8 protein-coding genes are annotated in these 11,268 nt (G+C 44.2%); 7 read left to right on the forward strand and 1 reads right to left on the reverse strand.

Features of this window, described 5'->3' with window-relative positions; genetic code table 11:
- Positions 1–118: 118 nt before the first annotated feature.
- The 6 genes from ACI882_RS02840 to ACI882_RS02865 all read left to right on the forward strand — a co-directional run bounded on the left by ACI882_RS02840 (position 119) and on the right by ACI882_RS02865 (position 7,266).
- Positions 119–1,288, forward strand: a complete 1,170-nt coding sequence (locus tag ACI882_RS02840; protein WP_411742812.1) for an isovaleryl-CoA dehydrogenase — start codon at positions 119–121, stop codon at positions 1,286–1,288.
- A 36-nt stretch (positions 1,289–1,324) separates the two neighbouring features.
- The gene (locus tag ACI882_RS02845; RefSeq protein ID WP_411742811.1) at positions 1,325–2,932 is read left to right on the forward strand and encodes a carboxyl transferase domain-containing protein; all 1,608 of its coding nucleotides are present in this window, start codon (positions 1,325–1,327) and stop codon (positions 2,930–2,932) included.
- 86 nt (positions 2,933–3,018) lie between these two features.
- Complete coding sequence (locus tag ACI882_RS02850) at positions 3,019–5,058, forward strand: acetyl/propionyl/methylcrotonyl-CoA carboxylase subunit alpha (RefSeq protein ID WP_411742810.1); 2,040 nt, start codon at positions 3,019–3,021, stop codon at positions 5,056–5,058.
- Between the two features lie 24 nt (positions 5,059–5,082).
- Complete coding sequence (locus tag ACI882_RS02855) at positions 5,083–5,979, forward strand: hydroxymethylglutaryl-CoA lyase (protein WP_411742809.1); 897 nt, start codon at positions 5,083–5,085, stop codon at positions 5,977–5,979.
- Between the two features lie 177 nt (positions 5,980–6,156).
- Positions 6,157–6,651 carry a hypothetical protein gene (locus ACI882_RS02860; protein WP_411742808.1) on the forward strand — a complete coding sequence of 165 codons (495 nt, stop codon included), beginning with the start codon at positions 6,157–6,159 and terminating at the stop codon, positions 6,649–6,651.
- A 99-nt stretch (positions 6,652–6,750) separates the two neighbouring features.
- Positions 6,751–7,266, forward strand: a complete 516-nt coding sequence (locus tag ACI882_RS02865; RefSeq protein ID WP_411742807.1) for a GGDEF domain-containing protein — start codon at positions 6,751–6,753, stop codon at positions 7,264–7,266.
- A gap of 7 nt (positions 7,267–7,273) precedes the next feature.
- On the opposite strand, the gene hemL is transcribed toward ACI882_RS02865, so the two are convergent.
- The gene (hemL, locus tag ACI882_RS02870; protein WP_411746322.1) at positions 7,274–8,566 is read right to left on the reverse strand and encodes a glutamate-1-semialdehyde 2,1-aminomutase; all 1,293 of its coding nucleotides are present in this window, start codon (positions 8,564–8,566) and stop codon (positions 7,274–7,276) included.
- A 234-nt stretch (positions 8,567–8,800) separates the two neighbouring features.
- Here hemL and ACI882_RS02875 point away from each other — a divergent pair.
- Positions 8,801–11,268, forward strand: a 2,468-nt coding sequence (locus tag ACI882_RS02875) for a hypothetical protein (protein ID WP_411748436.1), incomplete at its 3' end; no start/stop codon positions are given.

The following is an 11,268-nucleotide window of genomic DNA, read 5'->3' on the forward strand; positions in this document are numbered from 1 at the left end:
AAAGGAGACCAAGTTTTGCACCTTTTAGCGCTTTACGTTAACGTAAAGGTTAAGTACTATCTAAAACAAATAAAAACAAACTATCGATGCTTGATTCGATAATTGGCTGGAGAAACCGATGAATACCCAATACGCCACTTTGAATTTTGATCTTGGCTCCGACATTGATATGTTGCGGGACACTGTTTACCGCTTCGCCCAAGCTGAAATAGCACCTAGAGCTGAACAAATTGACCAAGATAATGAGTTCCCAGCTGATATGTGGCGTAAATTTGGTGATATGGGCTTATTGGGTATCACCGTTAAAGAAGAATATGGCGGTTCTGATATGGGTTATCTCGCCCATACAGTTGCGATGGAAGAAATATCGCGTGCGTCTGCTTCAGTTGGTCTTTCATATGGTGCTCACTCGAATTTATGCGTTAATCAGATTCATAAGAACGGTTCGCATGAACAGAAATTAAAGTATTTACCTAAATTATGCTCAGGCGAACACGTTGGTGCATTGGCGATGTCTGAGCCCGGTGCAGGCAGCGATGTCGTCAGTATGAAGCTGCGTGCTGACAAAAAAGGCGATAAGTACATTCTTAACGGCAATAAAATGTGGATCACTAACGGTCCCGATGCTGACACTTATGTGGTCTATGCTAAAACCGATACGTCGGCGGGCTCTAAAGGCATCACGGCTTTTATTATCGAACGTAGTTTTAATGGTTTCACGCAAGCGCAAAAGCTCGACAAATTGGGTATGCGTGGATCGAACACCTGCGAACTGGTTTTTCAAGATTGCGAAGTGCCTGCTGAAAATATTTTAGGCGAAGAAGGCAAGGGCGTTAAGGTATTGATGAGCGGGTTAGATTACGAGCGTACCATTTTATCGGGCGGGCCAGTCGGTATTATGCAAGCTTGCTTAGATTTGGTAGTTCCTTACGTCCATGACCGCAAGCAATTCAATCAAGCCATTGGTGAGTTCCAATTGGTGCAGGGTAAAGTCGCCGACATGTACACTGAGCTGAATGCATCACGCGCCTATTTATATGCCGTCGCAAAAGCCTGTGACCGAGGTGAAACCAGTCGTAAAGACGCAGCGGCGGTTATTTTATATACCGCAGAGCGCGCAACTCAAAAAGCACTCGATACCATCCAATTATTGGGTGGCAATGGCTACATTAATGAATTCCCTGCGGGTCGATTACTGCGTGATGCGAAGTTATATGAAATTGGCGCAGGCACCAGTGAAATTCGTCGGATGTTAATTGGTCGTGAACTCTTTAACGAAACCAAATAAATTTCTATCAACCTTGATGGTTGTGAAGGTAGCGATATGGGCCAATTCAAAAGCCAAATAAACACCCGAAGCGAAGTCTTCTTAGCTAATGCTGAGCAGATGCAAGCGCAAGTCAATGATTTAAAAGCGACGTTAACCATCATCAAACAAGGCGGTGGTGAAAGTGCCAGCGCCCGTCACCTTTCTCGTGGCAAATTACTACCAAGAGATCGGATAACCGCTTTGATTGATCCGGGCTCACCTTTTTTGGAGCTATCGCAATTAGCGGCTTGGGATGTCTACGGCGAAGATGTCCATGCGGCTGGTATCATTACCGGAGTCGGTCGAGTCAACGGTCAAGAAGTTATGATTGTCGCCAACGATGCGACCGTAAAAGGCGGCACCTATTACCCGCTTACTGCGAAAAAGCATTTGCGAGCACAAATAATTGCCCAGGATAATAACCTGCCTTGTATTTACTTGGTTGATTCCGGTGGCGCGAACCTGCCGCGTCAAGATGAGGTGTTCCCTGATCGAGATCACTTCGGCAGAATCTTTTTTAACCAAGCAAATATGTCCGCGTTGAACATTCCACAAATTGCGGTAGTCATGGGCTCGTGTACTGCCGGTGGTGCTTATGTACCTGCCATGGCAGATGAATCTATTATTGTTAAAGAACAGGGTACTATTTTCTTAGCTGGTCCGCCGTTAGTACAAGCCGCAACAGGCGAAGTAGTCAGTGCCGAAGAACTCGGCGGTGCCGATGTACACAGTCGTATCTCGGGCGTGGTCGACCACCTCGCACAAAATGATCATCATGCATTGCAATTAGCACGCGATGCCATTGCGCGTTTAAACAGAGTCAAAAAAGTAGAGTTAGCGGTAACTGAATCGAAAGAACCACTTTACGACCCGAAAGAAATTTACGGCATTATCCCAAAAGATACGCGCCAACCTTACGATGTACGTGAAGTGATTGCGCGTGTTGTTGACGGCTCTGTGTTTGATGAATTCAAAGCCTTATACGGTACAACCTTAGTTTGTGGCTTTGCGCATATTTATGGTTATCCCGTTGGTATTGTGGCGAACAACGGTATTCTATTTAGTGAATCCGCCCAAAAAGGCGCACACTTTATTGAATTATGCGCGCAACGAAAAATACCATTGGTGTTCTTACAAAATATCACCGGCTTTATGGTTGGGAAGCAATACGAAAATAACGGTATTGCAAAACACGGTGCCAAAATGGTCACCGCAGTAGCAACTGCCCAAGTTCCAAAGTTTACCGTATTAATTGGCGGTTCGTTCGGCGCTGGAAACTACGGCATGTGTGGCCGAGCGTACGACCCAAGATTCTTATTTATGTGGCCCAACGCACGAATCTCGGTCATGGGTGGTGAGCAAGCCGCAGGCGTATTGGCGCAAGTAAAACGCGACCAAAAAACCAAGGCAGGAGAGCAGTGGAGCGCAAGCGAAGAAGCTGACTTCAAGCAACCGATCATTGACACCTATGAAAAGCAGGGTCACCCATACTACGCATCTGCAAGGTTATGGGACGACGGCGTTATAGATCCCGCCGATACGCGAATGGTATTAGGACTATCAATCTCCGCCAGTCTCAACCAAGAAATTAAAGAAACAAAATTTGGCTTGTTTAGGATGTGAAAATCGGTTATTGGCTGCGAGCTGCGGGTTTTAGGTTTGAACCCGCAGCCCGCAGCCCGAAGCCTAAAACACAAAAAGGAACCCCAATGTTTAATAAAATTCTGATTGCGAATCGTGGTGAGATTGCTTGTCGTGTTATTCGTACGGCACGCAAAATGGGTATTCGTACGGTTGCTGTCTACAGTGATGCCGATCAGGATGCATTGCATGTCACCTTAGCAGATGAAGCGGTTCACATCGGTGGTGCTGCGTCTCGCGATTCGTATTTATGTGCCGATAAAGTTATTGCAGCTGCGGTTAAAACAGGTGCGCAAGCGATTCACCCTGGCTATGGTTTCCTTTCAGAAAATTCAGCCTTTTGCCAAGCTTGTGCGGATAATAATATTGTTTTTATCGGTCCACCGATTGCAGCTATTGAAGCCATGGGTTCTAAATCTGCGGCAAAACATATTATGGGTGAAGCGGGTGTGCCTTTAGTGCCGGGTTATCACGGCGATGACCAAAATCCAGAAATACTGCGCAAAGCATCCGATGATATGGGCTACCCCGTGTTGTTAAAAGCAACAGCCGGTGGTGGCGGTAAAGGTATGCGGCAAGTTTGGGCAGCGAAAGAGTTTGACGAAGCACTCGCAGCTGCCAAGCGTGAGTCACTTAACGCCTTTGGTGATGACACCATGCTGGTGGAAAAATATTTAACTCAGCCGCGCCATGTAGAAATTCAAGTCTTTTGTGATCAATTTAATAAAGCGGTGTATTTGTTTGAACGCGATTGCTCGGTTCAGCGCCGGCACCAAAAAATTATCGAAGAAGCGCCTGCACCCGGTATGAGTGCGGAACTTAGAGATGCGATGGGCCAAGCTGCAATCCAAGCCGCGCAAGCGATTAATTATGAAGGCGCCGGCACGGTTGAATTTCTATTAGATGAAGATGGTTCCTTTTACTTCATGGAAATGAATACTCGCTTGCAAGTAGAGCATCCTGTGACTGAAATGATTTCGGGCCAAGATTTAGTCGAGTGGCAGTTGCGGGTTGCTGCAGGTGAAACATTGCCGCGCACGCAAGCTGAATTAACCATCAATGGGCATGCCTTCGAAGCACGAATATATGCAGAAGACCCCGACAACGACTTTTTACCTGTTTCCGGTAAAATTGCTTATCTGAACCAACCGCAAGAAAGCGCGTATGTTCGTGTCGATACTGGAGTGCGACAAGGTGATGAGGTCAGTGTATTTTATGACCCAATGATCGCCAAATTAGTGGTATGGGATGAAGACCGTGACCGCGCCTTAAGCCGGTTAATCAAGGCTTTAAGCGAGTACCAAATTAGTGGCATGACCACCAATATTGGTTTTTTATATAACTTAGCCAATAGCAAACCGTTTCGAACCGCGCAACTCGATACAGGCTTTATCGAGAAGCATCACCGCGAAATCTTCCAACCAAAAGTAAGCGATTTAGAATCAGACTTACCATTAGCTGCGTTATATCTAGTGCTACGTCAAAAGCAAAAGCCGGTACATGAAACATCGACAGGTCGCTTAGTGAAAGCGACCGATACAACCTCTCCTTGGCATCAAAATAATGCTTGGCGATCAGTAGAAGACAATGTTCAAACTCTAAACATCAGCTTAGGCGAAGCCGAATATAAAGTTGATGTTGAGCATCAACAGGTTGGTGTGGAGCTTGGCTATTATATCCATTGTAATGGTAAAACAGTTAAGGCACTGGGCTCTTTGGTTGGAAATACATTCAAGGTTGACGTTGATGGCTACCAGTTTCAAGCCATGGCTGCAGAACACGACAACAATATTAGTTTGTATCGATCAAACCAACACAGTGCTGACAGCGTGCTAACCTTTGCCTTGGCGGAGCCCGATTTAGGAGTTGATGATTTGCACGGCGCAGGGGGTGGTTTAACCGCACCCATGAACGGCACAGTGGTAACGTTGTTGGTAGAAGTTGGGTCAGCCGTTAAAAAGGGTGACCCGTTGTTAGTTATGGAGGCCATGAAAATGGAACACACTATTAAGGCGCCTGCCGATGGTCAAGTGGATGCCTTCTTTTATCAAGCTGGAGAACTCGTTGAAGGCGGTTCTGAGCTATTAACCTTTAGTGCTAATGAATAGATAAACGCAGCAGAGAGATAAAAAATGAAATACCCCGCTAACGTCAAAATAGTTGAGGTAGGTGCACGAGATGGTCTACAAAATGAAAAACAGCCCATTTCTGTTGCCACCAAAATTGAGCTTATTCATAAGTTAGTGGATGCAGGTATTGTGCATGTTGAGGCGGGCAGTTTTGTAAACCCTAAATGGGTTCCTCAAATGGCTGGCAGTGCAGAAGTTTTTCAAGGCTTGGTGCGCAAAAGCAACGTGACTTACGCAGCACTTACGCCAAACATGCAGGGTTTTGAAGATGCATTGCAAGCGGGTGCTTCAGAAGTGGCTATTTTTGGAGCAGCGTCAGAAAGCTTTAGCCAAAAAAATATTAACTGCTCAATAGCTGAAAGCATTCAGCGCTTTGAACCTATCATGTTGGCTGCAAAGAGTGCCAATATCAAAGTGAGGGGCTATGTATCTTGTGTTGCAGGTTGCCCCTATGAAGGTGACATCTCGGTTGAAAAAGTCGCCGAGGTTTCACGTATTTTGTTTGAAATGGGCTGCCATGAAATATCATTAGGCGATACGATTGGTGTCGGTACACCTGCTGCTGTTAACCGTATTTTAGAAGCGACGGCTAAGCAAGTACCGCTAGAAAACCTAGCTGTGCACTTTCATGATACCTATGGCCAAGCTTTAGCCAATATATACGCCGCTTTAGAAATGGGAGTATCCATAGTAGATAGTTCCATTGCTGGTTTAGGCGGTTGCCCCTATGCAAAAGGTGCCTCCGGTAATGTTGCGACTGAAGATGTTGTATACATGCTTAATGGTTTAGGGGTTAAGCATGGAGTAGACCTATGTAAATTAATTGCAGCGGGCAACTATATTAGTCATGAACTAGGGCGAGTAAACGGTTCGAAAGTGGCTATTGCAGCGAGTAGTTAACATATCCTTCTATTTATTGATTTTGGGGTTAAGTTTGACCTAATAAGTGGCGTAGGCATAATATTAAACTAGACTGTTAGTATTCATTAATTATAGGAGCGGTGTGTGTTTGGATCCCTAGCTCGAGTTAAGCATTACGACGGAGTTGTACTCATTACTTAAAAATTGAATATTAATATGTCTAATTTCCGAACTAGAACTAAAGGTGCAATAGGCAAATTTCTAAGTACCGGTTTAAGAGAAGGTGCCAGCCTTGAGGTTACCCGCAAGGTTACAGTAGTTAACTTATTTGCATCTGTTGGATTTACCATAACTTTTATTCTGGGAATACGAGGGTTGATTCATCAAGAATGGGCTTTGGCAATTGTTCTGTTTGTTGGTTTCGCTTTATTTTTATCAGCCCACCTTTATCTACGTTTTTCTAGCTCCTATTCCTCGGCTGCCACCAGTAGTCTTTTTCTTCAGCTGGTCTTAATGATTCTTTGTTTATATCTTGTGTACAGTGGTGGTACTAACAACACAGGTCCCTTGTGGATTTTTTTGGTGCCTCCGGTGATTATGTTTTTTTCGGGTATAAAAAATGGCATTTTCAATATAAGTGTATTTGTCTTGTTATATTGCGTTATTGTTTTCTTCCCAAATAATTATATTGATGCCGCAGAATACTCTTAAGAGTTTAAAACACGGCTTCTATATTCGTTTGCAACACTGACTTTTTTAGCAGGGTTTTATGAGTATTCTCGTCAAAGCACTTATAAAAACCTTTCTGAATTGACTAAAAAGTTTGAACTTCAAGCGACGATAGATCCATTGACTCAGTTGCTTAATCGAAGAGGTATGTTCGAACGTATTAAGTATGAAACCGGGCGGTCTAAACGATATGAAAGTAGCCTGGTATTTTTAATTGCAGATGTCGATCACTTTAAAAAAATAAATGATCAATATGGACATGAAGTTGGTGATGAAGTCCTATTGTCATTAAGCAACTATTTCCGTAAGTCAATTCGCAAACAAGATTTTATTGCTCGCTGGGGCGGGGAAGAGTTTTTGTTTTTATTGCCACAAACCAGTTTAGATTCAGCCATAAAAGTTGCAGAAAAAATACGCGCTGGAGTTGAAAAGGAAAACTCATTTTCTCAGATAAAACCGTTGCAAGTCAGCATTAGTATAGGTGTCGCCAAAGTTGTAGATTTTAGCAACACCCAACAAGCGATTAACCTTGCCGATAAAAGACTCTACACTGCCAAAAAACACGGCCGAAACCGTGTCGTGGCAACGGGTGAGTAAGCTCTCCTTAGCTCGTCATTTTTGTAAAAACACGGCTCGCTGCAGCAACAGTGTCTTCAATATCTTGTTCACTGTGGGCGAGAGATAAAAAGCCTGCTTCATAGCTAGAAGGTGCTAAGTAAACGCCTTCTTCGAGCATTCCGTGGAAGAAAGTATTGAAGGCATCACCGTCACATTTAGAGGTCTCGGCAAAGCTACTGACAGATGTTTGATCGGTAAAGAACAAACCAAACATGCTGCCTACTTGGTTATACGTCATGGCGAGGCCTGCCTGTTTCGCGGCCTCGACAATACCAGTGACTAAGGTTGTCGTGCGCTCAGTTAATTGTTCGTAAACACCAGGCTTACAAATTTCATCTAAAGCAGCCAAGCCTGCCGCCATAGCAACAGGGTTGCCAGACAGGGTACCGGCTTGGTAGACAGGACCCGTAGGAGCCAAACTATCCATAATATCTGCTCGGCCACCAAATGCACCGACAGGCATGCCGCCGCCAATGACTTTACCAAGGGTTGTTAAGTCAGCTTTTACACCATAATGAGCTTGAGCACCGCCTAATGCGACTCGAAAGCCACACATAACTTCATCAAAAATTAATATTGCACCTGATTCATCACAGGCTGTACGGAGTGATTGTAAAAAGCCATCTTTAGGGGGAATGCAGTTCATGTTGCCGGCAACAGGCTCAACGATGACAGCAGCGATTTGGTCGCCAAGCTCGGCAAAGCACTTTTTAACATCGTCGATATTGTTATATTCAAGGGTAATGGTGTGTTTAGCGACACTGGCAGGAACGCCAGGGGAGGTCGGCACGCCAAAGGTTAGAGCGCCTGAACCTGCTTTTATGAGCAAACTATCAGAGTGACCGTGATAGCAACCTTCAAATTTAACTAATAAATCACGGCCTGTGTGTCCTCGCGCTAAGCGGATAGCCGACATCGTTGCTTCAGTACCTGAGTTAACCATGCGAACCTTCTCAATAGATGGTATCAGTTCACAGACTTTTTCGGCCATTTCAATTTCGAGCAAAGTAGGTGCACCAAACGACATTGCTTTATCTATTTGCGCATGAACGGCTTTAGTGACGGGCTCCGCATTGTGGCCTAGGATCATTGGACCCCAAGACAGTACATAATCAATATAACGTTTATTTTGCGTATCAAACATGTAAGCGCCACTGGCATGATCAAAGAAAATTGGCGTTCCACCCACTCCTTTAAAGGCGCGTACAGGTGAATTAACGCCCCCTGGAATGTGTTTCTGAGCGCGTTCAAAGAGGTCCTGCGAGGTAGGGTTTGTCATGATTTATGTCCTAACGCTAAATTAATGATGGCGGCTATTTTGGCTTTGTTCTGAGCATTGCGCAAATATCAAAGCCAATAAGTCTGGGGAAATTGCGTTTTCAGGGCACTATTTTCAAAATAAAGCCTATTTCGTGCACTAATTGATCAAAGTTTGACTTGGTTCATTTGAAACTCACCCGCACTGGTCTGTATTATGTATGGTTCTGTAATCGAATTAGGTAGTGTGTGATTCATGTCCGAATCTATCCCTTCTCAGTATTTAGTGCCCTCGAAACTATCGGTGCCTTACTTACCACCGAATGCGATTCATCGGCAGCGCATAGATGATGCGTTTGTTGCTGCCTGTAAGCAGCCTCTGGTCGTTTTATGTGCACCGGCTGGCTTCGGTAAAACCACGGCAGCATTGCATGGCTTTAAGGCATTAAAAGAAGATGAACCCGAATCGCGTCTAGCTTGGTTATCACTAGATCCTGAAGATACTGACCCGGTTACCTTTGCTGCTTACTTTATTTCTGCCATTGCTAAACAAGTGCGCTTGTCAGAGCAGCTTTGTCATGCAGGAGTGCATGATAGAAATACACAATTAAAGTCACTTTTTGGTCAACTTTTGTTTGAGTTAGATCGCATACATCAACGATTAATAGTTGTTCTAGATGACTTTCACCTAATTAAAAACGACGAAATTCACAACGCAATTGCTTATCTGGCTAAACATTTGCCACCGCACGTCACCCTGGTGTTAACGACACGCTCAGACCCACCCGCGAGCATCATGTCATTGAGGCTGCAAGGGTTGGTGGCAGACCTTGATAACGATCTACTTGGGTTTAGCGTTCAAGAAGCCCAAAGCTTTTTCCTGCAGTTGGGTGGTGGCTTTCAACTTGAAGAGAGCGATGTTAAACAGCTATTAGATCATGTTGAAGGTTGGGCGGTTGGGCTTCAGCTAATTGTCTTAGGGTTGAAATCAAAGCCGTCCTTTGATGAATTGAAAGCTCGACTAGACCAAAAAGACTTAAACGCCATTGATTACTTTGATTCTGAAGTCTTTGATGCACTGCCAGCAGACGTGCAACAATTTATGCTCGCGACCAGTATTGTGAAGCGATTTAATGTTGAAATATCAGAAGCATTAACAAAAGACATTAATGTACACGAAGTGCTCGAATATTTGCAGCGGCAAAACTTGTTTATAGTTCAGTTTAATGAACCACAGCAGTGGTTTCGCTACCATCATCTCTTACGTGAGTTTTTACAGCACAAACTATCAACCATGTCTGGTGAAGACATAAAGCAACTGCATTTTCTCGCCAGCAGAGCTTTCTTAAATATGGGATATATTGTCGGCGCGGTAGATCATGCCATTCGCTCACAAGATCAAAACCAAATTGTCAGTATTTTAATGGACTACGGTGATGATTTAATTCACAAAGCACATTATGAGTTGGTGCGTTCGTGTCTTAAAGAGTTAACAGACGATGTTATCGCAAAAAACAGTAAACTGACGTTGGTTTTTTGTTGGGTTGAAGCTATTTCAGGAGACCCTAAGCGTGTCGAAACTATCTTGGCACTGGCGCAAAACTATATAGAGGAACAAGAAGTAGACTCGACAATTCTACAAGCGGAGTATGAAACTGTTCGTTCTCAGGCTTATTTTTCATTAGGTGATTTTCCGAAAACAGAAAAAGCCGCGCGCAAAGCGTTAGCGCTTTTCCCTGAATCGAATACCCGGCGTCAATCTGCTTTGTTGACCTACGCCAACGTAAAATTTGAACAAGGCGAGCTTGATCGAGCACTGTCTATTTATGAAGAAAGTGAATTGCTCAGTCGTCAAGAAGCAAACCACGATGCTGTATTGTGGAGCCTCAACCAGCAAGCACAAATATGGAAGCAACGTTGCGATTTTGGCCAGTCTATCTCACTGGCCAAAGAGGTTCATGAGTATGCCTCTGTGCATAGTGTCAATAGCGGTTACAACGCTTGCTTTGCCTTGTTTAGTCAAGCGGAGCTAGCTTTAGAAGCTTACCATTTACGTGAAGCTCGGCTGTTAATTAACGATGTGAGCACCTACGTACAAAACTGGGATGAGTTCTGGGGGCAGCATCTATTAGGCTGGCTTCTAAAAATGGAAATGCTAAAAGGTAAGCCGACTGTCGCGCGTGATTTATCCACACAGCATGAAGGTATCCTAGCGCGAAAAAATGTCGCCGAACATTTAATTCCATACTCCATGGAAGTGCAGTTAATGTATTGGTGGCAAAACGATGAAATCAAAAAGATTGAAACTTGGCTGAAGACCACGCCGCCGATTCAAAAACCAGACAGTGTGCGAGATTATGTGATTTTACGTGCTCAGCTATACGGTCATATTGCCTGCCAACGTTATGGTGAAGTATTAACACGAATCGAAAGTGTCTACGAGCCGCTACGTGAATTCGAAGGCCGTCCTTATCAGTTAGAGTTTATTCGTTTAGGTTTGCTCATGGTGGCCGTGCTTAGTATTCAGGGTAAAAAAGAAGAAGCAACGAATGAGCTGAGCTTATTGCTGCCGTTAATACAGCAATATTCAATAGTGGCGAGTATTTTATACTTACGCCAATGGATCATGCCATTGTTTGAGGATATGTCGTTAGAAGATTTACCAGAAGAACAGGCTAAATTTATTGAACAGCTATTGATATTATATAAGCAGCGAAACACCTC

It is taken from the genome of Reinekea sp. (assembly GCF_046710285.1).
GTDB lineage: Bacteria > Pseudomonadota > Gammaproteobacteria > Pseudomonadales > Natronospirillaceae > Reinekea.

What these genes read in the sequence shown, in the direction of transcription:
- ACI882_RS02840 (WP_411742812.1), top strand. Translation starts at nt 119, where the DNA reads ATGAATACCCAATACGCCACTTTGAATTTTGATCTTGGCTCCGACATT.
- ACI882_RS02845 (WP_411742811.1), top strand. Translation starts at nt 1,325, where the DNA reads ATGGGCCAATTCAAAAGCCAAATAAACACCCGAAGCGAAGTCTTCTTA.
- hemL (WP_411746322.1), bottom strand. Translation starts at nt 8,566, where the DNA reads ATGACAAACCCTACCTCGCAGGACCTCTTTGAACGCGCTCAGAAACAC.
- ACI882_RS02860 (WP_411742808.1), top strand. Translation starts at nt 6,157, where the DNA reads ATGTCTAATTTCCGAACTAGAACTAAAGGTGCAATAGGCAAATTTCTA.
- ACI882_RS02850 (WP_411742810.1), top strand. Translation starts at nt 3,019, where the DNA reads ATGTTTAATAAAATTCTGATTGCGAATCGTGGTGAGATTGCTTGTCGT.
- ACI882_RS02855 (WP_411742809.1), top strand. Translation starts at nt 5,083, where the DNA reads ATGAAATACCCCGCTAACGTCAAAATAGTTGAGGTAGGTGCACGAGAT.